This window comes from Methanobrevibacter intestini, assembly GCF_047402955.1.
GTDB classification, from domain to species: Archaea; Methanobacteriota; Methanobacteria; order Methanobacteriales; family Methanobacteriaceae; genus Methanocatella; species Methanocatella intestini.
In genome coordinates, this window is the sequence record NZ_CP187956.1 from 1607501 (window position 1) to 1629798 (window position 22298).

Here is a 22298-nt window from a genome sequence, read left to right on the forward strand (position 1 = left end):
GTTGTTGGCATATACAAGCTGTTCCCTCAATTTTCAACTGATATTAAAATTCATGAGATATATACTATTTCCAAATTAGTAGCAAGATTTACTGGTGTTTATATTCAGCCTAATAAAGCAATTGTTGGTGAAAATGCTTTTGCTCATGAATCTGGAATTCATTCTGACGGCATTATTAAAAATGCTGCTACTTATGAATCTATAACTCCTGAACTTGTTGGCCGTAAACGTAAGTTTGTTATAGGTAAACATATGGGTACTCATGGTTTGGATGTCAGATTAAAAGAGTTGGGGGTCAATGTTAACAAAAATCAACTTAAGAAGATTTGCGATAATATTAAAATTCTTGCTGATAAAGGCAAAACTGTTACTGATGTTGATTTGCAGGCAATAGCTGATAATGTTTTGGAAATTAATCATAAAGACAGAATCAAATTAAATGAGGTTACTATTGTATCAGGTAATAAGGTCATGCCTACAGCATCTGTGAAATTAACTGTTGACGGTGAAGAAATTTTAAATGCTGGAGTGGGTATTGGTCCTGTGGATGCTGCAATTAATGCTGTTAACTCTTTGGATATATTTAATGATATTGATTTTATTGAATACCATGTAGATGCAATTACTGGTGGTACCGATGCACTTATTGATGTAATCATTAAACTTCAGAAAGGAGATAAAATTATATCTGCAAGAGGAACTGAACCTGATATTATCAATGCTAGTGTAAAAGCATATATTTCCGGTGTTAACAGGTTGCTTTCTAATTAAGGTGTTTTTATGGATATTAAAATTTTAGGATTTAGGGGAAATATTGATTCTGTTGGTAAAACACTGGATAAAATTAATAATCTTAAGAATAATGATGAAGAGATTATTCAGCTTTTGGATGCTGATGCAGTAGCTGGTTTAAGGCATGTGGAACATGGTGTAAATCAGGCTTTTTTAGCTTTCAGCAGGCATGAAAACCTGGCTAATGATTTAAGTGTTGAGATTTGTTTAAGATGTTCTGCTCAAAGGCAAATTTCTAAAGCTTTTGAAATTCTTGGTCTTAAAGAAGGAAAAATGAATTTATGCGCTATCCTAATAAATTGTTCTAATGAATCTGTTGATAAATTATCTTCAATGTTTGACAGAAATGATGATGTTTTAATAGCTGATGAATCAAAATTAATGAAGATTTATGATATTGATGAAAGTGAGTTAGCAAATATACATATTGATGATATAATAATTGATAAAATAACCAAGCTTATAGTTGATTACTGAAAACTTCTATTATTTTATCAAGATTTTCTTTTTTTAAACTGCTGTAATCTAAATTTTTAACTTCAATTACAATTCCTTTTTCTTTCAGGCGATTATAGTTTGGACATTTTGTAATGAAAGCATGGTGATTTATTGGCAATTCTTTTTTTACTTTCCAGATTACATCCTTAGGTTTATCATGTTGAATAATTACATTAACTCCTCTTTTACTTGTGTGGAATGTATTGTTTATATGTTTTTTTAATATGTTTGTTGCATTTATTGTTTGTTCCAAATTACTTTTTACAAAATCAAGTTCTTTATCTATACCACTACATATTATTTCATTAGTTTTACTTAATTTTTGAGGTAATTTGGTATTTTCAAAAATTTCATTGTTGTTTGTGCTGATAAAGCCGCCGCTTCCAACATTTATTATTTTTGGAGAACCTGTTGAAGCAATTATAATGTCTGATAAATTTCCATTTCCCAATTCCTGTTTTTTATCTCCAATTCCGGCAGAAGCATCTTCAATTGTTGTGATTCCATTATTTTTACAGTATTTTGAAATGCTTTTTGTATCCTGATTTGCACTGTATCCTGCAAAACTGGTAAATATTAATGCAGAGTTTTCAGGAATGTCTATTTCATTTAAATAATCAGTATTTATTAATCCTAAATCTGTTTTGAGGGTTATTATGTCTTTATTTAAATACCCGGCAATCTGCTTAAAACCATTCCATCCTCCCTGATCAGGTATGATAATTGAACCTTCAATAGCTGACAGAGCTATGAAAATACTGTTGTTTCCGCTGCTGGTTATTTTACAGTATTCATGGCCAGTAAGTTCCTTTACCTTTTTTTGGCAGTTTTTTTCAAAACTGCCGTCTTTATCATTTAAATAAGGATTTTCTCCCTGGGCTACTTTAGCCATAATTTCTTTAGTTTCTTTATGAGGTTCTTTAAATTTAAATTTCATATTATCACTATTTAAAATATTGATCCAGAGTAGTTTGTTTGGTGTGAAGCATTTCATTTAATAGAGTTCCCTGTTTTACGTATTTTTTAATTGGTATTTTTAATTTAGTTCCGCAATACAATAATGCCTCTTTTAAGGTTTCAAATTCTTTATAGGGTTTTTTCATAGCTTCCTTTATATTTTCTCTAACATTGAATACACCTAATGGAACATATCCTTCATAAGCTTCTCTTAAAATTATTAATCCTGATTGTTTTTTCTCTTTAAGTAAACTGTCAAGTACTGCCATTTTAGCAGTGTAATAACATCCTCCAACGCGAGAATATTCCTTTTTGCCGCCGTTTGTTTCATAATCTGAGAAAATAAGTTCTTCCTTACCAATTAATTTAATAAATGCTTCATACCATTCATATTGCCATTCTGTTGGAGTTAATATGATTGCATAATAATTGTTCAAGCTTCCGAATTCATAAACTCGGTAGGTGTCAATTTTTTCAAAGTTCCTAACTTCTTTTAAGAATTGGTCTGCTAAGCTAGTATCGCATGCTGTAATTGACCATCTGGTTGGAACTAATTTTCTTTTATATTTTGTTCCGAAAGCACCTACGGAAAATGCTTTCTGCATAGCTGTAAATGGAACATTTTTGTTATGTAAATTTAAAACAGCTTCACTAGCTTTTAAATCAGTATCATAATAGCTTTTTTCCAATTGTTTATCCCAGCGAACTGCATCTATATCAAATTTTTCAATAACCGCACTTGGACCATGAGGCATACTGTCTTCAGTTAATAAAGCTCCTGTCGGACGTTTACCAAATGTAGCTTCGCTATCAATAGCTTTAGAAGCCAGAGATATGTCTTGCAGTTTTTCAACAAATGGATTGTCCAGATCATCAATTTTAATTAGTTGTTTTCCTCTTACAAGACTCATTCTGTAATTAATTATATCTTCCTGGTTTTTATGCTGTCCGATCCATGATTCTGGAGAATCCATAATTGCAGTATCTCCTACCTGATTTGCCATCATAGGTCCGGCATAAACTTTAGGATAAGACCATCTTCCAATAAAAACAGATGGTGGTGTGCTGCCTTCCAAATTTTTTCCAACTTTAACTGATTTCATCTGTATTTGTCTGGTTAATTTTTCAAGGTATGCATTTTTGGTTGTTTTCATATTTGCCATTTTAAATCTAGTAAAAATAAGTATTTGAATTAAAAAAAAAGATTTGAAAGTACATAAATGTTGTTTCATTTAAGTACTGTTTATTTGTTTTTAAGCGAATTCGATTGTGCTAGGTGGTTTATCACTTATGGATAATGCAACATGTGTTACTTCAGAAATTTCAGAAGTTATTCTTTGTGACATTGTTTGAATAACATTCCATGGTAATTCCGGAACATATGCAGTCATAGCATCAATGGAATCAACAATTCTTAAAACAACTAAGTAACCAAAGTCTCTTTGGTCTCCTTTAACTCCAGTAACTTTACTGTCAGTTAATACTGCAAAGTATTGCCATACGTCTTTGTCAATACCTGCTTTTTCTATTTCATCAGTTACTATTTTATTTGCTTTTCTGCAGATATCAAGTTTTTCGTGTGTAAGTTCACCGATAACTCTAACAGCAAGACCAGGGCCTGGGAACGGTTGTCTGTGAACTACTTTTTCAGGTAAATCTAATAATAAACCAATTTCTCTTACTTCATCCTTGTATAAGTCACGGATTGGTTCAACTAAATCAAGAACCATACCGCTAGGGAGTGCTAAGTTATGGTGGGATTTGATTTTACCTTTACTTTCAATCCAATCAGGAGCTATAGTACCTTGTACTAAGTATTTTGCATCTGTTTTTGCAGCTTCTCTTTCAAAAACATCAATAAATACTTTACCTATGATTTTTCTTTTTTCTTCAGGATCTTCCACTCCTTCAAGAGCACTTAAGAATTCTTCAGAAGCATCAACATAATTAAAGTTTAATCTGTCTTTAAATGTATTGGTTACTTCTTCTACTTCCCCTTCTCTTAAAAGACCATGATCTACAAATATTGCTATTAAATTATCTCCAATAGCTTCCTGAACAAGAACAGAACACACTGAACTGTCAACCCCTCCAGATAATGCAATAATAGCTTTTTCATCTCCTATTTGCTCTTTTATCTTTTGGATAGCATCTTTAATAAATTCTTCTGGACCTAACATTGTTTCAACCACAAATGTTTATTCTTCTTCGCTTTCTTCTTCGTAATCTTCAATGATTTGTTTGACTATTGCTTCTAAACCATTTTCGTTTCCAGCTTCAAGTGCTTCAAATATTTCATCATATTTGACATATTTTTCTAATTTTATAGCTTTAGCACCAATTCCTGAGATTCTGAATCCATATTCTTCATCTCCTACTGGAATATTGACATATTGTCTTCTTAAACCTGGTTTGTTTGCAAGTGCTTTTTCTTTTAAGTCTTCTGGATTATCAATCATTATTACACCTTTTTTTTACAAATTTCATAGAAATTTTCGAATATAGTTGATCCTTTAGGAGTATGATATACTTCAGGATGGAATTGTATTCCATAAACATCTTTTTTTGTATGTTTAAAGGATTCAACATCGCATAAGTTTGAATTAGCCAAAATTTCAAAATCATCAGGGATAGTTTTTACTTCGTCTTTGTGGGAGGACCAAACTTCCATTTTTGGAGCTAATCCTGCAAATAAGTTTTCATCATTAACAATATTGATTTCAACTTTAGCATAGCTTTCAGTATTGGATGTGTCTATTTGTCCACCGTAAGTTTTGGCTATTAGTTGGTGTCCTAAACAGATTCCTAAAATAGGTATATCAAAATGTTTAATATATTCTTCACTGTTTCCAGCACCTTCAATTGAAGGTCCACCACCTAAAATCAATCCAATTGGATTTTTAGCTTCAATTTCTTCAATACTTAATGTATTTGGAACTAATTCTGTTGGAATTTTAAGATATTGTAAGCTACGTTGAATTCTATGATTATATTGGCCTTTATTATTAATAACTAATATTGTCATTTTTTACTCCCTAATTTAATGGTATTATTTTAGTTTTTTTTATTTATTATATGTTTGTACTAAATTTTGGGAATAATATTTTAAAAAAAGAAAAATAGGTTTTTACACCTTAATTTTAATACTTTGAGTCATGTTTTTTACAAGGTCTAAATCAGGGCATTCTACAATTATCATTTGGTTGTCATCACTGTAAATACCTGCATAACCTTGCTGAACATTACCATTGGTGGATATCATTTTATCATTATAAAACTCAATATTGCTGCTGTTAGAACTTTCGTCAAGTTTAGTTAAGTTCATTTGTTCTAAATATTTTGTACAAATTTCTTTAAAGTCTATTGTGTATCCAGTTGAATTTTGCACATTTTCTTCAATATATGAACTATTTAAAAAAGATACCATGATACTGTTTTCATTATCAATATATGTTTCAGCAAATTCAGAGCTTGAATTTATTTGTTCAAATTGAGCATTTGATGGAACAGTCATTGTAAATGCTCCAAAATCAGCACTCTGATTGTTATTTTCCTCAGAACTTATTGTTATAGCCACAAGAGATGCAGCTGCAATTACAAAAATAATAATACATATCAGAACTTTATTTTTATTTTCCATATTTCTCACCTCATTTTTATTTTAATTTAAAAAGTATAAATATTTTTTTTAAAAAAAAGAGATGAGGGCTTTTTTTTAACCCTATTTATTTTTTATTGTAGGTATCATCTGTTTCAATAAATCTAAATCATAGCTGCCGATTATGATGATATTATTTGGGTTACTGTTATTTATTGCAATGTATGTATCATTTTCAAATCCAATAATATTATTTTCATCTGTTATCTGGTAGTATGTAATATTGTTGGAAGTTTCTACAATTCTTGAAGAGTTAGTTAAATTTTCAATAGTTGTTTGTTCCAATATATGATTTAATTCATCTTGATTTTCATAAAATGTTTTGTTAACATTTATAACTTGAATATTATCTCCAGCATATACACTTAATGATAGATCAGAACCTATTAATTCAACATCACTGTCTTCAGGTATTTCCATTGTAAATTGCCCAAAGTCATATCTTTCCATTTCTGGAGGAGCTGTAACTTCACTATTCATATAACAATATCCTCCTGCAGATAATAGAATCATAGCTATGAAAAATATGATTAGTTGCCATTTTCTTTCCATTTTTCCCACCATTTGCTTAAACTTTATATATAATATTAAATAAATCACATTGTCATGGAACTTAGAGATTTAATTTATATTATTATTTCAATTTTAATTGCAGTAGTGCTATTAAAAATATTCATGTGGTTATTACCATTGTTTATAGTATTAATTATAGCATTTTTTATATATGTCTTTTTAGCTGAACGTTTTTAATTTATTTTGATTGGTGTATATCTTCATATGCAGAAGTTGCAGCTATTGCACCTTCTCCACATGCTACAACCCATTGTCTTAAACCGCCGCATATATCTCCTGCTGAATAAATATGGTCAATATTTGTTCTTTGGTGTTTATCTGTGAGTATTTCCCCATTTTCATTTAATTTAACATTTAATTTTTTAGCTAACTTATTATGGGGTTCATATCCTATACTAATAAAAACTCCCTGGGTTTTAAATTCATGATATTCATCAGTTTTAACATTCTTTAAAATTACGGAATTTATGAATGTGTTTCCTTTTATTTCCTCAGCTGTTGTATCGTAAATAACATTAATGTTTCTTTCTTTAATTTCTTTTTGTAGATATTGCTGTGCTCTTAGTTTGTCTCTTCTGTGAATGATGGTAACATTACATCCGACATTGTCTAAGAAAATAGCTTCTTGCAGTGCACTATTTCCACCGCCAATCATTATAACATCTTTATCTTTAAAGAATAATCCGTCACAGGTAGCACAATAACTGACTCCTTTACCTAAATATTCTTCTTCTCCAGGAATTTCCAAGTGTTTGTGTGAGCTTCCAGTAGCTAAAATTATTGTTTTTCCGCAGTATTCATCTTTATGGGTTGTAACAAGAAATTTGTCTTCATTTTTTTCTATGTTTTTTACAATTTCATTTTCATGCAATTCAACAAATTTCATACATTGCAGTTTCATTTTTTCAACTAATTCAAAACCGGAAATAGTGTCAAATCCAGGATAATTTTCCATTAGTGGAACTTCACGGCCAATTCCTCCAGCTAATCCTTTATCTAAAATTAATGTTTTGGTTCCCTGTCTGCCTGCATAGATTCCGGCAGTCAGTCCTCCAGGACCTGCTCCAACTATGATTATATCGTAAGTTTTCATGTTAATAACCTCAATATTTTAGTTAATTTAATTATGTTATTTGAGATTATTTAAAATTAATGAAATTATTATTTTATTTAGATAAGTTAAAAAAAAGAAAAAGGAGATTAATTATTCGTTTTTCTTATATCTGTAATAACCGAAGATTAAAACAGCAAAAACAATAATTAATACAATTATAAAAGGTATTGGATTAATTTGTGTTTGTTTTGAAACATCTTTATCAAGAAGTTCATGAACACTTTTTTCAGAGTCACTGGACTTTGTTGCTTCTTGTGAGGAATCTGTTCCTACATTCACATTACTTTCAGTAGAATTACTGACAATTTTATTTGCATTGGAAACAATTTCATTAAATTCATTGGTTATATTTGAAACAATATTGTTAAGAATGTTATCTGTTTGATTAGTATTTGGAATATCTGTTGTTTGAGTGTTGTTGTTATTTGTAGTAGGTTTAGTTGTATTAGTTTCAGGATTGTTTGGAGTTACTGGTGTATCAGGAGTTACTGGATTACTTGGTTCACTTGGCTTTGGAGTTACAGGATCCATATTAATAAATTTATTTGGTATTGGGAATTTACCGGTTTCATCATCAACTATTATAGTTGTATTGGTAGTTCCAAAATAATTGTTATTAATGTTGGAGTCTTTTGCTGTTGATTTTTCAATTACAAAAATTTTATTATTCTCAGGGTAATTATTCACTATATAATTATTATCAAATATTACTCTAGATGGTATAGCTGGTGTTTCTTCATCAATATATATGACTCCAGTTTCACCATAATTATTGGTAATAATAGAATTAGTTACCTCCAAAGGTCCAGAAGTAATCATAGCTGCCCCTTTTGTACCTGCAGTATTATTAGCTATAGTACAATTGTTAACAGTTAACTCACCAGGCCAGTTGTATAATGCTCCTCCCCACTCTCTTGCAGTATTATTTTCAAATATACAATCTTCAACAGTGGTTGTTGAATAGATACCTGTACGTGTAGCGCCTCCATCACGGTAAGCGTAGTTAAATCTAAATAATGAGGTGTAAAGATAAGTATCTCCCCAGTATGTACAAACCGCACCACCATCATGGCCAGCATAATTGTTTATAAATTGACAATTATTTACTTTAAGGTATCCTTTGTTAGTAATTTTCTTTCCGAGTTTGTAAAATTCTTCTCCTGCCACGGAAATAGCTCCACCATTTTGAATAGCTTTATTGTCTTTAAAGATGCAAGTATCTACATATACTTTACCACCGTGTTCACTATTGATTGCTCCACCGTAATCCTGACCATTACCATGTATAAAGGTTATATTAATAAATTTCACAGTTGAAACAGAATTAATTAAAACAATGCTGTTTTTATACTGTCCATCTATTATAATGTCTTCAGCATTTCCTTTTCCTTGGAATGTTAAGTTTTTATCAACTTTTATTCCGTTTTGGTAATAAGTTCCTGGTGTTAAGTAAATAGTAGATGAACTATTTGCATTATTTACTGCTGTTTGTATTGAATCACCTGGGCCAATAGTTATTGAATTATCAGCATCAATGCTATTGGATGTTCCATTCTCTTCAGCAGAAACTGCAGGAATAACAATTACTAAAAGTAAGAATATAAGAAGAACTGATAGCTTCTTTATATTTTCACCCCCATTTATAATATTTAAAAGGGTTTAAATATAAAGTTTTTGTCTTGTTTTGAAATTAAATAATATCGTAAAAATGAGGTAAAATGCATGAATTAGCCGTTTGAAGTAGAAAATTGGGCTTCTTAATTTATAGATGTTAATTAAGATTATTGTTGAATTTTAAATAAAAATAAGTAAAAGAGTTATTAACTCTTTTATAACATTTTCTGAATAGATTGTCTGACTATTTTATTAACAATACTTCCGTCAGCTTTACCTTTAAGTTTTTTCATACTCATTCCCATTAAAGGACCCATAGCTCCCATTTGACGTTCTTTAACCATGGATTCATTTTTATTAACAATGTCTTCAATGATTTTGGTAACATCTTCCTGGCTAAGTAAAGTTAAATTATTGTTTTCAGCTGTTGTTTTGATTTCTTCGTTAGGTGACTGTATTACACAAGTTGTTAATTTGGTAATGCTGTCTTTAGCTATTTTGGAATCAGCTAAAAGTTGGAAAATATCTTTTAAGTGTTGGGTAGTTAAAATATCAATGTCAAGACCTTCTCTTTTAATTTCCCTTAAATCATAAGCAAGAAGGGAAGCTACTGGTGTTGGATCTACTTCAACATCAGTCAATATCTCTTCAAAGACATCAGCTTCTAATCTTTTAACTAGCTGGCTGGCTAAATCTTCACTTAAATTATACTCTTTAATAATTCTTTCTTTTTTAACATCAGGAAGTTCAGGTAAGTTGTTTTTAATTGGTTCGACCAGTTCATCAGTTATTTTAAATAATGGAATATCTGTTTCCAGATACATCCTGTTAGCTGTAGGAAGAGGTCTCATATATTCGGTATTTCCATCGTCTAATGATTTACGTGTTTCTTCAACAACTCCTTCAAATCCGAGATTAGCTCTTCTTTTAACTTCTTCCAGTGCTGAAATAGCTACATCTTCATCATGTGCAACAATGATGAATGCATCCTGAGAACCAACATTCAAATAGTCTTTTACTGAATTTACTTCGTCCTGTGTAATACCGTATGCAGGTAGTTCGTCACTGTGGAATATTCCTGAAACTCCACGTTTTTTAGCATAACTTGCTATTTCAGTACCAAATCTTCTTCCAGGCTGAACTTCTTTTCCGATAAGTCCGTTGAAACCTTTTAATACAACTGCTTTTATGGATTCTGCTGAAGATAATATTTTGGACTTGGTATTTTCAAATAAGCTATCTAAATCATGAATTTCTTCAAGCACTTCAGCATTTCTTTTGTTCAATTCTTCTTTTATTTCAATTAATGCAAGCTGTCTTTGAACTTCATTTTCTACAATTTCGCTCATTAAATCAAGGTTTTGAACACCTTTAATTTCAACACGGGCTCCTTTTTCAATTGAAATATTCAAATCCTGTCTGATGGTTCCGAGACCTCTTTTTACATTGGTACTTCTTAAAACCTGACCGATCATATATGCAACTTCACGGACTTGATCAGGATGGTGCATAGACGGATCTGTTGTAATTTCTGCAAGAGGAATACCTAACCTGTCTAATCTAAATTCAGTGTAATCTTCAGTAGTTTCAATTCTTCTGGCTGCATCTTCTTCAAGACCTAAACTTTCAATAGCTACTCTGCCGTAAGGAGTGTCAAGATAACCGTCAGTTGCAGCAAGTCCTGTTCTTTGGAATCCTCCGGTGTTACTTCCATCAATAACCTGTTTTCTCATTGTATGGAATTCATCTACAATATGCATATTCATCAATGCAGCTATTGTAATACAGATTTCAAGAGCTTCTTTATTTAAGCTGTGAGGCGGTTCATCATCACTTTCAACAAGACAGGTGTGGTGGTCATAAGATTCATATTTGAAGTTTAAACCACGTAAAGACTCCTGAAGAGCAGCCCTGTCAATTTCACCAAGTTCACTTTGTGTTGGCCTTAAGTTTCTCTCAACAATTTCATTGTAATCTTCATCAACTAACTCTGTTTTACAAGGACAAAAGAGTTTATGTTTGGTATTTAATTGCTGATGAATTTCAAGTCCCATTTTAAGTCCTAATTTTTCCCAATCCATTTTCACACGACCTTAATTTAAGAAATATTTAATTGAAGACTTTTCATTAAATTCTCCAGCTATATTTTCATTCATTAGTTTTGCAACTTCTCCAATATCATTAGTTTGACCTAAAACCCAGCTTAATTTAACATAAGCGGTTTCAGGAGTCATGTCTCTTCCAGATATAACCCCTGCATTTAATATTTCTCTTCCGGTGGAATAAACGTTCATATTTACTCTGCCGTATAAACACTGGGAAGTCATGACAACAGGAATATTTTCATCATGTGCTCTAGCTAAAGGAGTTATTAATTTGTCTGGGACATGTCCAAGACCGGTTCCTTCAATAACAAGACCTTTATATCCTTTATCAATATGATATTCAATAAGCTCTTCACAGATTCCAGGAAAACTTTTGATAAGCCCTACTTTTTCTTCAACAGCACTGTTGACTTCCAATTCATTTTCATTTCTTTTAGTGTATCTGTAATTAGGGTTAATGTCAACAGAATGATTTTCAATTTTAGCTATTGGTTCATAGTTAATGCTTCTAAATGTATCTCTGCGGCTGGTGTGCATTTTACGGACTTTAGTACCTTTATGAAGATAAGTGTAGGAATCATTTAAACTTCCATGCATGCAGACACTGACTTCAGCAATATCTGATTTTGCAGCTACTACAGAATCAATGAGGTTCATATTAGCATCACTGGATGGCCTGTCTGAACTTCTCTGAGCTCCTGTTATTACAATTGGAACCGGTGTTTTTAACATGAAACTTAATGCAGCAGCAGTGTAGTGTAATGTGTCAGTACCGTGAGCTATTACAATACCGTCAGAACCGTCAGATATGTCATTAGCTATTGATTCGGCAGCTTCAACCCAATATTTAGGTTGCATATTTTCACTTAAAATATTGTACAGCGCTTTAACATTATAATTGGCATAATCTAATAATTCAGGGTTTGCTTTAATTAAATCAGCTGCTGTAAATTTAGGGTGAACTGCTCCAGTTCTATAATCAATAATTGAAGAAACTGTTCCTCCTGTAGATATTATTGAAATATTTTGTTTTGAAGGGTCGTGAGCTATATTTTCAGCCCCATAACCAATTTTCGGTTTGTCACCTTTTTGAATCAGTTCAGCTTGTGTATTTTCAATAGCTACGCCGACATTGTATCCGCTGTCTAGTTTTAAAACTAAATATCCGTCTTCACTATCTTCAGATCTATCTAATAAGATACCTTCATAGGAGATATCCTCTTTATTTATTTTAATGGTATCTCCTATGGTAATTCCATTACTTTCCAAGTATTTTTTAGCTATTTCTTTATATGTCATGAAACCACATTTAATTTAAGAGTTGTCTTTTACCCATTGCGCTCCAGCTTTTAAAACATCAATATTTACATCAATGACTTTAGGTTTGGATGCAAACATATGTTTAATAGCATTTTCATAGGATTCTGGTGCTAAAGTTTTCTTCAATTCCATTAAAACACCAATTAAAGCAGTATTTGCAGTTCTTGTGTTTCCGAATTTTTCAGCTATTTCAATTGAAGGAACTTTGATTATATTGACGTTTTTATCAACTTCAACATCACCTATACGAGAATCATAGATAATAGTTCCGTTTTCTTTAACATCTTTGGCAAATTTCTCTAAAGACGGTTTGTTTAGAGCAATGAGAATGTCAATATCTTCTACAACTGGAGTTCCTATGGTTTCATCAGAAATTACAATGGAACAGTTTGAGCTTCCTCCCCTTTGTTCTGGTCCGTAACTTGGATACCATGAAACATGTTTGCCTTCACTGCAGGCAGCCTGAGCTATTGTAAGACCTGCACTTAAAACACCTTGCCCTCCAAATCCGGTTACTTTTATGGTTACAGGTTCCATACCAGTACTTTCACAGTAAGCGGAGTCTCCGCTTCTGTCTACATTGAATATTTTATCTAGGGAATCGATTGTGTAATCATTTTCAGGTCTTATAATTGGTTTTCTGTCTTTCAATTCATTTCTGAAGTTTTTGACCGGAAACTCTTTTTCCATCTGATTTTCAAGGAAGTCTTGAACACCTTTTGCATCTTGTTTTAAGTTGGTAGGACATGGGGATAAGATTTCTACAAATGAATATCCTTTTCCTTCTTTTTGAATGGTTAATGCCTGTTTGATAGCATATTTTGCAAGTCTGATTTTTAAAGGAGTAGCTAGTGAAACTCTTTCAATAAATACTGGTGCCTTTAAGCTGTCAATTAATTCACACATATGGGTTGGATATCCCGCATAATCAGGATCTCTTCCGGTTTGACAGGTAACAGTTTTTTCTCCAACTAAAGTTGTTGGTGCCATTTGTCCACCGGTCATTCCATAAACGGTATTGTTTACAAAGAACACTGCTATTTTTTCTCCTCTGTTTGCTGCTTGCAATGTTTCATTTAAACCGATAGATGCTAAATCTCCATCTCCCTGATAACTCATTACAATTGCATTATCTTCTGCTCTTGAGATACCTGTAGCTACTGCAGGTGCTCTTCCATGAGCTGTTTGTACATTTCCACAGTTGAAATAGTAATAAGCAAATACTGAACAGCCTACTGGGGAAATCATAACACATCTTTCTTGTATTCCAAGTTCATCCATACATTCTGCAATTAATTTATGAATAATTCCATGTCCACATCCTGCACAGTAATGTGTGGTAGTCTGGTTTGTTTCACCTTTTCTTGGAAAAGACGGATAAATTGACTCAGGACGTTTACGTATTGATAATTCATAATCTTCTAAGTTTTTTGGTGCTAAACTTTTTTCATCCATTTTTTCACATCCTTAATCAATAATATATTTTCCTGTTTTTCCTTTTTCAGAAGTACCTTTTGGTAAGTCTTCATCGATTCCAGCTATTTCGTAAATCTTTTTAAGAACTTGTTTAAGTTCAATTAAATTTCCACCCATTCTGTTAACAAGGTAAGTGTTTTCTTTTCTTAAAGCAGCTAATTGTATATCTTCTAATAGTTGACCATTACTCATTTCTACAGAAATAAAGTTTACTCCCTTGTCACCAAGTTCTTTAATTTTTTCTTCTGGGAATGGTGATAATGTAATAGGTCTTAAAAGTCCAACTTTCAATCCTTTTTCACGGGAAACATCAACTGCACTTCTAGCTACTCTGCTGCTGATTCCATAAGATACTAAAACAATTTCAGCATCATCAAGTTTGTAATCTTCGTATTCAACTTCATTTTCAGCTATTTTAGCGTATTTTTCTTGAATTTCGAAGTTGAAGTCTTCTAATTGATCAAAATCAAGGAAAATAGAAGTAACTAAATTTTCCATTGTGTCTTTGTTTCCACGTACTGCCCAGGATTCATCTATGGTAGGTTCAATAGCTTCTTTTGGAAATTCTAAAGGTTCAGCCATTTGTCCAAGAGTACCATCAGCAAGTACAACAACAGGATTTCTGTATTTATGGGCTAATTCAAATGCTTTTATAGTTAAATCACACATTTCCTGTACACTATTTGGAGCTAGAACTATGTTTTTATAATTTCCATGACCTCCACCTTTAACTACTTGATTATAATCTCCCTGTTCAGGTCCGATATTACCTAATCCAGGTCCCGCTCTCATAATGTCAACGATTACTGCTGGCAGTTCTGCACCAGCTAAATAGGTAAATCCTTCTTGCATTAAGCTTATTCCAGGTCCTGAGGATGCAGTCATAACTCTGTGTCCAGTTGAAGCTCCTCCATAAATCATATTAATTGAAGCTTCTTCACTTTCTGCCTGAACAAAGTTTCTATTTACCATTGGGAAGTATTTTGATGCTTCGTGAAGAATTTCACTTGCAGGAGTAATAGGATATCCGAAAAAACAATCGCATCCAGCATACATTGCTCCAATGATAACTGCAGTGTTTCCTTTTACCATCTGATTAGTCATTGTCTTCCTCCTTTTTAGTATATACATAAACTTCAATAGCTAATGGTTCTGGACATGTAAGGAAACAATCCCTGCATCCACTGCAACCTTCGCCACTGTAATATGCATAGCGATATCCTGCTTTATTGAGCTCACTACCTATTTTAATAACATTTTGGGAGCATCCTAAAACACATCTCCCACAGCCTTTACACTCTTCTTTGTGTATTATTGGATATGATACATCAGCCATTTTACCATCTATTCCTTTTTGTTATCGTTATTTCTTATTTCTACTCTTCTTATTTTTCCGCTTATTGTTTCCGGAATTTTATCTACAAATTCAATTAATCTTGGATATTTATAGGGAGCTGTAACTCTTTTTACATGATTTTGAATTTCTTTTTTAAGCTCTTCAGAACCTTCGTATCCTGGTTGTAATATAATTGTAGCTTTTACAATTTGACCTCTTATTTCATCAGGATATGCAGTAATTGCACAGTTACTTACTGATTCGTGAGATAATACTGCACTTTCTACTTCATAAGGTCCAATACGATATCCTGAACTTTTAATAATATCGTCATTTCTTCCTATGAAATGGAAGTATCCGTCTTCATCTCTCCAAGCAGTATCTCCACAATGGTAGAAACCGTCATGCCATTGTGCAGCTTGTTTTTCAGGATTTTTGTAATATTCTTTAAATAATCCTGGACTTATATCATGAGATACATCAATACAGATTTCACCTTCCTGACCTATATCAACTTCTTCATCATTTTCATTTAATAATTTAACATCAAATAATGGGCTTGGTTTTCCAATAGAACCTAATTTTGCATCTAACCAGTCAAAAGTTCCAATAATCAATACTGTTTCAGTTTGACCAAATCCTTCTTTAATTCTTAAACCGGATATTTCTTTAAATCTTTTTGATACTTCGGGAGGTAAAGGTTCTCCAGCTGTTGTTACATGATGCATGTTTGAAAAGTCGTATCCTTTGATATTTTCTTTAATTAAAAATCTGTATATTGTTGGAGGTGCACAGAAAGTGTTTACCTTATTTTCAATAACTTTTTCAAGTAGTTTAATACCATTGAATCTGTCATAATCATATATGAAAATTCCAGTTCCTGCAATCCATTGTCCATAGAAGTTTCCCCAGACCGCTTTTCCCCATCCTGTATCTGCTGCTGTGTGGTGTAGGCCATCTTCTTCAACTTTTTGCCAATATTTAGCTGTTGGGATGTGTCCTAATCCATAAGTTTGTTTGTGAGCTACCATTTTAGGAAGTCCACTTGTACCTGATGTGAAATAAATTAGTGAGATGTCATCTGCAAGTACTTCATTGTCTCCAGTTGGCCTTTCAAATTCATCGCTTTCTTGTTCAATAGCTTTATTAAAATTAATCCATCCGTCAATGTCTCTTTCAATTACACATTTTACTAAATCAATTCCTAGTTCTTTTTGTGCTTCTTCATAATCTGGAATTAATTTGTCTTCTTCAACTGTTACAATAAGTTTGACATTAGCATTTTTTATCCTAAAGTCAATATCGTGAAGTTTTAACATGTGGGTTGCAGGAATAGCTACTGCTCCGATTTTATGTAATGCAACCATAGTAAACCAGAATTCGTATCTGTTTTTTAAGGTAAGCATTACTTTATCGCCTTTTTTAATGCCTTTTTTAGTAAAAAAGTTTGCAATTTTATTACTGTATTTTTTAACATCTGAAAAGGTGAAAGTATGTTTTTCCTCTTCATCGTTTGTCCAGATTAAAGCTATCTTTTCAGGGTCTATTTCAGCGTATTTGTCGATTACATCAAACCCGAAATTATAATTGTCAGGATATGTTATTTTGAAATTTTTGTTAAAATCTTCATATGAGTCAAAATCAACTTTATTTACATAATCTTCAATTAATGATGTCATTTTATAACCTCTGTGGTTTTACATTATTATAGCTAAAAATTTAGCTTTTTCATTATTAAGTGCAACCATAGCATGTCTATGGCTTGAATCAAAGAATATTGAATCTCCTTTGTTTAATGTAATTTCATTATTGTGGATATAAAGTTTCAAAGAACCTTCAAGGACATAGTTAAATTCCTGTCCAGGGTGGCTATTTAATGAAGGAACTGTATCTTCTTTTGGATCAACAGTTACAATAAAAATTTCAGCTTTTTTATCAATGAATTTTGTACATAAGTTTTCGTATTTGTACTCTTTTCTTCTTTCTACTGAAATACCTTTATTTGCACGAGTAACATCGAAAATATTCATTCTAGTTTCTTCACCAGTTAAAAGTAAACCTAAATCAACTTGAAACTTATTTGCAATTTCACATAAGAAACTTGCTGGTATGTCTACTTCACCATTTTCATATTGTTTGTACATTGTTTCATCAATATCTAATTCTTCTGCAAAGTCTTGAATTGTAATATCGGAGAGTTCTCTCAATTCTTTTACTCTGTTACCAATATCTTTATTATATTCATTCAAAGTAAACACCTTAGTTGTATGTTAATTATTTTATTAAGATTATTCATATTATTATAATATAATAATTATTATAATGATGTAAGTATGATTTTTAATTTATATAAAGCTTATTAAAAATCGTGATAATTCGTTATGAATTTTGAAAAATTAATTTTTTATGAAAGAATAGTTTATATACTAAAAAAAATTATAAGTAATTTTTAGTTAGAAAAAATAATTTGGGGGAAATTCAAATGGCATCTTCAGATATATCTGATATTGTAATTTTTAAAAAAAAATTAGGATTGAATTATGAAATAAAACAAAAATATGTTGGACTTAAAATGAAAGAAAATAACATACTTTCATTTAATTTCAGAGTACCTTCATCTTTAAGGGATGAAATTCTTGATTATTTCAACAGATTTCAAATGGGCGAACCAACTGCTGTTGATATTGGTGGAACTGGTGATATTAAATGTATTTTTAAAGGTATTTCTCCAGTTTTAAGAGAAGAAAATGCATCTGAAGATTATTATGCATTATCTGTTTTATTACAAGAAACTGGAAAAACTGTTCCTTCAGAAGAAGAATTATGTGAAACCTGTTCTCATTGCGGATTCCACTAAATTTCTATTTTTTAATTTTCTTTAAACCATTGTATGGTTTTATTAATTTGTTTTTCAAAGTTAGAATAATCAGATTTGAAATTAATTTTACTCATTTTATCAATGTTGGCTATTGAATGAGTAATATCTCCTTTTCTTTTATCAACATATGTTGGTTTTAAATCACTGTCCAGAGAATTGGCAATTATTTCATATAATCTATTTATTGTTAACTTTTTACCTGTAGCAATATTCACTGGCTGGGTATAATTTGATTTTGCTGCAGATATATTTGCTTTTGCAACATCTTTTACATATATGAAATCTCTTGTTTGCTGACCGTCTCCGTAAATTATTGGATTTTTATTATTAAGTATTGCATCAATAAAATTAGGGATTACTGCAGCATATTGGGAGTTTTTATCTTGTTTTGGTCCAAATACATTAAAATATCTTAAAGCTATTGATTTTAAACCATAACTTTCTTTAAATGCCTGCAAATATAATTCACAAGTTGCTTTAGATGCTGCATAAGGTGAAGTTGGTGTCATTAATTCACTTTCTTTTAAAGGAGTATTTGTATTGTTTCCATAAACTGCTGAAGATGATGAAAATATTACTTTTTTCACATTTTGGTTTTTTGCAGCAGTTAGTAATTTAATGGTTGAATTTACATTATTATCATTACACTTAATTGGATCATTTACACTTAATGGAACACTAGCCATAGCTGCAAGGTGAAATATGTAATCTGTGTCGATGAGTATTTCATCTAAATTTACATCATTTAAGTTATTTTTTATTATGGTTAAATTTTCATGAGAGGGGTTTTTTAAGTTTTCTACTTTTCCTGAAGAAAGATTATCTATTATGGTAACTTTATTATTCTCAATTAGTTCATCTGCAATGTGTGAACCTATAAAACCAAGTCCTCCAGTTATTATTATATTTTTATTTTTCATTTAGACCACTTAACATTCTATTATTGCTGTATAAGCTATTTTTAAGTAACAACATTTATATATTTTCATTTGTAATAATTAATAATTATAGAGAGGAATATTATATGTTTAATCTTAATATGATGCATTCATGTGTTTATAATGGTGCTTATGGCCTTGCAAATATTGGTATTTCTAATTTTGATGTTGCATTATGTTATATTGTAGCAATTGTAGTATCAATTATAGTTGCTTTGATTTTACGGGTTCCATTATTGCCAAGTAAACCATATATGTATTCTTTTGATGTAAGTGCGTTATATCCCACTCCAATAATGGCTATGGGTATTCTTTCACTTTTCTTTGTTTTAGGTTATACATTTATCTACAATGGATTAGTGTTGTCTGTAGTTATTGGTGTGTTAACTGCATTATTTGTGAAATATTTATTTTATGAAGTATTTCCAAAACCTTTACAAGATAATGAAGAGGAGGCCAGCTAATGAATGAGATAATTGGTATTATAATAGCAGCGGTTATCTGTTGGTTGAACTTTGTTATTATTGATACTTATTTTGGACTTCCACAGCAGCCTGGAGTTAAAGGTGTTCAAACTGTTGGAGATTCAATTGAAAAAAGAAATGGCGATATTGCTGGCGGATTTTTCCAAGGGAATATATTATGTTCTCCTGATGCTTCTGCCGGTACATTAATAGCAGCTATTGGATATATGATTTTAGGAATTCCTGGAGGTATATTGGCCGCTTTCTTTGTATTTATTGGAAATAGATTGTGTGCAGATCCAGGTTATGCCGGAACTACGGGTTCTTTAACTATGACTGTTATATTGTTTGTTTGTTCATTTGCAGGTTTAACTCCTGAAATGTTTATAGCCGGTATTTGTGTAGCTATTTTAACAATTCAAGGAATTGATCAGGTTAAGGCTTCTATTTTACTTGGTAAAATAGCTAAAAAGTTCAATAGGCATGCTAAAGAGTGATTATATGTATGTTGAAATGATAATTGGGGTAATATTAATATATGTGGCATTAAGGGCTCTAATAACTGAAGATAGAGTTTCAAAATTACTTTATTTAAATGTTATTGGGTTTGGAGTCCCTGCATTAATAGCTTTGGTAATTAAAACACCATTCGCATTTATAGTTGCTGCTGCATTTTTCATATGTTCTACAATTAGTGCTAATGCTATTGCAACAAGTTTGGATAAGCTGGATGATGAAATAATTCTTGATTGAGGCGTTAAAATGGAATTTGTTGTATCACTTATTGCAATAGCTTTAATGTTAATAGGAGCATTTGGAGTAATATTCTTAAAAAAACCATTGGACAAAGTAATAATGTTTTCTATAATGGATGCAGGTTTTTTACTTGTTGTGGTATTATTTAAATATTTGGATGTTGCAATGTTTGTTGCATTATCTGATCCTTTGTGTACTTTAATTTTTATTATGGCGATTGTTAAAATTAAAGAAATTAGACAAAGAAAAGTTAGAAGTGGTGAGTTACATGATTGATGTTAATCTGTTCTTTTATGTTGGTATTTTTCTAGCTATCGCAGGTAGTTTAGCTACTGCCTGGGGTCCTGGTGTAAAAGATCCTATTATAAGGACATTTAATACAGAAGTGGCTTCTATAGGAGTTTGTTTGGTGTTGTTAACTTATAATCATGTTTTGGCTTTATTGACATTACTTGCAACAACTGTTGTTATTACTTTTGTTTTGTTTAGAGCAATTATTCGTTTAGAAGAGATGGGGGCAGATGTATGAGGATAGGAACTCTATGGAATAAATTAGCTAACCCAAAAAATGTTCCAAGGATTTTTGCTTTTTCATTAGGTGTAATTCTTTTAATAGGTTTTATTGTTCCAATGGGTCTAAATCCCGACCAAATTTATCCTAGGCCCGAACCTCAAGAACAGATAGATGCAGGATTAGCTGTAGCTCCTTATGACAGGGGTGGAGAAATTTTAAAAACTCCGGGAATAGTTATGGCTCAGTTTCCTCAAAATGCTGAAGAAATTGGTATGATTACATCATATATGTCACCAGTAGCTTTGTGGGTTTCTCAAACGTCTCCATATTTCGGAACATCTATTTATTCATCTCCTGGTGGATTAATTGATGAAATATTGTATTACACTCGTGGTTTTGATACTATATTGGAATCTTCTATTCTGATGATGTCTTTCATAATAGCTTCATGGTTATCTATAAACTATACAATGAATAGAAAAAATGATGAAAAAGAAATAAAAGACGGTGTTAAAAAAGCTATTGGAGATTCAGTAAAAGTAGCTAATGAAGTTAAAATAAATGATGCTAAATCTAGAGCTAGACAATTAAGGAGGGATAATTAATGGTCCTCGTTCCGGAATTTGTTCCTCAAGCATTTATCTCAATGTATTTACCTGCAATTTATGCAGGTTTGATTGTTGGTTTTATAGGATCAATAGCTATTGCCATGAAAAAAGAAGAGATTCATATTCTTATTCTTACGGATTTGATTGGTCTTGCAATGATTTTTGTTGTTTCTGCTGTAGGAACTGATTTAGCCGAATCCTTAATTTTACCGGGGTTGGTAGTTGAATTAGCTGAAACATTAGCTATTTCTGAGATTTTACTTTCAAGAGAAATGCATATTATAGAACAAAATCCTAAAAGAAGCCTGCCTGAAGGCACTTCTTTATTCCCGATTCCATTTAATTTAGATTTGGAAATCATGACTACAGCACCTAATTTCATTGCGTTAGTTTTAATAGCTTATGGTATTTTCTTAACAGGATTTACCGGTGGTGCAGTAGCTGGTGGGGGAATTTTATTATATGCAATTTCTAAAAAAGCAAAAGGTTTACCTGTTTTCACTTTAGAAGGACTTGGTGGAGTTTCAGGTATTGCTTGGTGTTTATGGATTATTGGATTTGCATTATTCTTTATAATGCCTAAATTATGGTTATTAAGTTTATTCTTAGCAGCTTGTGGATTGTTATTAAAAGTAGCTTCAAAAGTTGGTTTAATTGGAGTGCTTATGAGAGAAGATATGAATAAGGAGTAAGTAAA

At 31.4% G+C, this 22298-nt stretch carries 27 protein-coding genes (1 of these 27 cut by a window edge); 10 read left to right on the forward strand and 17 right to left on the reverse strand.

Features of this window, described 5'->3' with window-relative positions; all coding sequences use genetic code 11:
* Together ACMC9J_RS07515 and cgi121 are read left to right on the forward strand one after the other, a co-directional pair.
* Positions 1-771 carry the 3' portion of a (R)-citramalate synthase gene (locus ACMC9J_RS07515; protein ID WP_019264239.1) on the forward strand. The gene continues 702 nt to the left of window position 1, outside the view, so only the last 771 of its 1473 coding nucleotides appear in the window; the start codon falls outside the window, past its left edge; its stop codon occupies positions 769-771.
* Between the two features lie 9 nt (positions 772-780).
* Entirely contained in the window at positions 781-1269 is a 489-nt protein-coding gene (gene cgi121, locus ACMC9J_RS07520; protein ID WP_019266287.1) for a KEOPS complex subunit Cgi121, read from the forward strand.
* On the opposite strand, the gene ACMC9J_RS07525 is transcribed toward cgi121, so the two are convergent.
* The 16 genes from ACMC9J_RS07525 to ACMC9J_RS07600 all read right to left on the reverse strand — a co-directional run bounded on the left by ACMC9J_RS07525 (position 1253) and on the right by ACMC9J_RS07600 (position 17701).
* Positions 1253-2227, reverse strand: coding sequence for a DegT/DnrJ/EryC1/StrS family aminotransferase (locus tag ACMC9J_RS07525; RefSeq protein WP_427003158.1), 975 nt, complete (start codon positions 2225-2227; stop codon positions 1253-1255). The genes cgi121 and ACMC9J_RS07525 overlap by 17 nt on opposite strands.
* A gap of 7 nt (positions 2228-2234) precedes the next feature.
* Positions 2235-3410, reverse strand: a complete 1176-nt coding sequence (locus tag ACMC9J_RS07530; RefSeq protein ID WP_427003159.1) for an Nre family DNA repair protein — start codon at positions 3408-3410, stop codon at positions 2235-2237.
* 90 nt (positions 3411-3500) lie between these two features.
* On the reverse strand, positions 3501-4427 hold the full coding sequence (gene guaA, locus ACMC9J_RS07535) for a glutamine-hydrolyzing GMP synthase (protein WP_019264235.1): 927 nt from the start codon (positions 4425-4427) through the stop codon (positions 3501-3503).
* 18 nt (positions 4428-4445) lie between these two features.
* Positions 4446-4706, reverse strand: coding sequence for a hypothetical protein (locus tag ACMC9J_RS07540; protein WP_019264234.1), 261 nt, complete (start codon positions 4704-4706; stop codon positions 4446-4448).
* 2 nt (positions 4707-4708) lie between these two features.
* A complete protein-coding gene (locus ACMC9J_RS07545) occupies positions 4709-5272 on the reverse strand; it encodes a GMP synthase subunit A (protein WP_427003160.1) in 564 nt (187 codons plus the stop codon).
* Positions 5273-5374: 102 nt separating this feature from the next.
* The gene (locus tag ACMC9J_RS07550; RefSeq protein WP_019264233.1) at positions 5375-5887 is read right to left on the reverse strand and encodes a hypothetical protein; all 513 of its coding nucleotides are present in this window, start codon (positions 5885-5887) and stop codon (positions 5375-5377) included.
* Positions 5888-5968: 81 nt separating this feature from the next.
* Positions 5969-6457, reverse strand: coding sequence for a hypothetical protein (locus tag ACMC9J_RS07555; protein ID WP_019264232.1), 489 nt, complete (start codon positions 6455-6457; stop codon positions 5969-5971).
* Between the two features lie 199 nt (positions 6458-6656).
* Positions 6657-7571: a thioredoxin-disulfide reductase gene (trxB, locus tag ACMC9J_RS07560; protein WP_019266284.1), complete on the reverse strand. Its 915-nt coding sequence runs from the start codon at positions 7569-7571 to the stop codon at positions 6657-6659.
* Between the two features lie 111 nt (positions 7572-7682).
* Entirely contained in the window at positions 7683-8903 is a 1221-nt protein-coding gene (locus ACMC9J_RS07565) for a hypothetical protein (protein WP_427003161.1), read from the reverse strand.
* Between the two features lie 518 nt (positions 8904-9421).
* The gene (gene gatE, locus ACMC9J_RS07570) at positions 9422-11287 is read right to left on the reverse strand and encodes a Glu-tRNA(Gln) amidotransferase subunit GatE (protein WP_427003162.1); all 1866 of its coding nucleotides are present in this window, start codon (positions 11285-11287) and stop codon (positions 9422-9424) included.
* A 12-nt stretch (positions 11288-11299) separates the two neighbouring features.
* Positions 11300-12610 carry a Glu-tRNA(Gln) amidotransferase subunit GatD gene (gatD, locus tag ACMC9J_RS07575; RefSeq protein ID WP_427003163.1) on the reverse strand — a complete coding sequence of 437 codons (1311 nt, stop codon included), beginning with the start codon at positions 12608-12610 and terminating at the stop codon, positions 11300-11302.
* Positions 12611-12625: 15 nt separating this feature from the next.
* Complete coding sequence (locus tag ACMC9J_RS07580; protein ID WP_019267605.1) at positions 12626-14086, reverse strand: 2-oxoacid:acceptor oxidoreductase family protein; 1461 nt, start codon at positions 14084-14086, stop codon at positions 12626-12628.
* A 12-nt stretch (positions 14087-14098) separates the two neighbouring features.
* The gene (locus tag ACMC9J_RS07585; protein ID WP_250416433.1) at positions 14099-15211 is read right to left on the reverse strand and encodes a 3-methyl-2-oxobutanoate dehydrogenase subunit VorB; all 1113 of its coding nucleotides are present in this window, start codon (positions 15209-15211) and stop codon (positions 14099-14101) included.
* On the reverse strand, positions 15204-15443 hold the full coding sequence (locus ACMC9J_RS07590; RefSeq protein ID WP_250416431.1) for a 4Fe-4S dicluster domain-containing protein: 240 nt from the start codon (positions 15441-15443) through the stop codon (positions 15204-15206). Before ACMC9J_RS07590 ends, ACMC9J_RS07585 begins: the two co-directional genes overlap by 8 nt.
* Before the next feature lie 8 nt (positions 15444-15451).
* Entirely contained in the window at positions 15452-17122 is a 1671-nt protein-coding gene (locus ACMC9J_RS07595) for an AMP-binding protein (protein ID WP_250416428.1), read from the reverse strand.
* A gap of 18 nt (positions 17123-17140) precedes the next feature.
* Entirely contained in the window at positions 17141-17701 is a 561-nt protein-coding gene (locus tag ACMC9J_RS07600; RefSeq protein ID WP_250416425.1) for a helix-turn-helix domain-containing protein, read from the reverse strand.
* Positions 17702-17925: 224 nt separating this feature from the next.
* Here ACMC9J_RS07600 and ACMC9J_RS07605 point away from each other — a divergent pair, with 224 nt between their 5' ends.
* Entirely contained in the window at positions 17926-18300 is a 375-nt protein-coding gene (locus ACMC9J_RS07605; protein WP_019266279.1) for a hypothetical protein, read from the forward strand.
* An 11-nt stretch (positions 18301-18311) separates the two neighbouring features.
* Here ACMC9J_RS07605 and ACMC9J_RS07610 read toward each other — a convergent pair whose 3' ends face one another.
* The gene (locus tag ACMC9J_RS07610) at positions 18312-19241 is read right to left on the reverse strand and encodes an NAD-dependent epimerase/dehydratase family protein (RefSeq protein ID WP_019266278.1); all 930 of its coding nucleotides are present in this window, start codon (positions 19239-19241) and stop codon (positions 18312-18314) included.
* A 104-nt stretch (positions 19242-19345) separates the two neighbouring features.
* Between ACMC9J_RS07610 and ehaA the strand changes: the two genes are divergently transcribed.
* From ehaA to ACMC9J_RS07645, 7 genes are read left to right on the forward strand one after another with little or no spacing between them, the layout of a single operon-like run.
* Positions 19346-19723: an energy-converting NiFe hydrogenase A subunit EhaA gene (gene ehaA, locus ACMC9J_RS07615; RefSeq protein WP_019267601.1), complete on the forward strand. Its 378-nt coding sequence runs from the start codon at positions 19346-19348 to the stop codon at positions 19721-19723.
* A complete protein-coding gene (locus ACMC9J_RS07620) occupies positions 19723-20220 on the forward strand; it encodes a hypothetical protein (RefSeq protein WP_019266276.1) in 498 nt (165 codons plus the stop codon). The genes ehaA and ACMC9J_RS07620 overlap by 1 nt, the downstream gene beginning before the upstream one ends.
* Positions 20221-20224: 4 nt before the next feature.
* Positions 20225-20476, forward strand: a complete 252-nt coding sequence (locus ACMC9J_RS07625; protein WP_427003164.1) for a DUF2109 family protein — start codon at positions 20225-20227, stop codon at positions 20474-20476.
* 9 nt (positions 20477-20485) lie between these two features.
* Complete coding sequence (locus ACMC9J_RS07630) at positions 20486-20755, forward strand: EhaD family protein (protein ID WP_019266274.1); 270 nt, start codon at positions 20486-20488, stop codon at positions 20753-20755.
* A complete protein-coding gene (locus tag ACMC9J_RS07635; RefSeq protein WP_427003165.1) occupies positions 20748-21008 on the forward strand; it encodes a DUF2107 family protein in 261 nt (86 codons plus the stop codon). The genes ACMC9J_RS07630 and ACMC9J_RS07635 overlap by 8 nt, the downstream gene beginning before the upstream one ends.
* Positions 21005-21598, forward strand: coding sequence for an EhaF family protein (locus tag ACMC9J_RS07640; RefSeq protein WP_019267598.1), 594 nt, complete (start codon positions 21005-21007; stop codon positions 21596-21598). The genes ACMC9J_RS07635 and ACMC9J_RS07640 overlap by 4 nt, the downstream gene beginning before the upstream one ends.
* Positions 21598-22293 carry an EhaG family protein gene (locus ACMC9J_RS07645; RefSeq protein WP_019266272.1) on the forward strand — a complete coding sequence of 232 codons (696 nt, stop codon included), beginning with the start codon at positions 21598-21600 and terminating at the stop codon, positions 22291-22293. Before ACMC9J_RS07640 ends, ACMC9J_RS07645 begins: the two co-directional genes overlap by 1 nt.
* Positions 22294-22298: the final 5 nt, after the last annotated feature.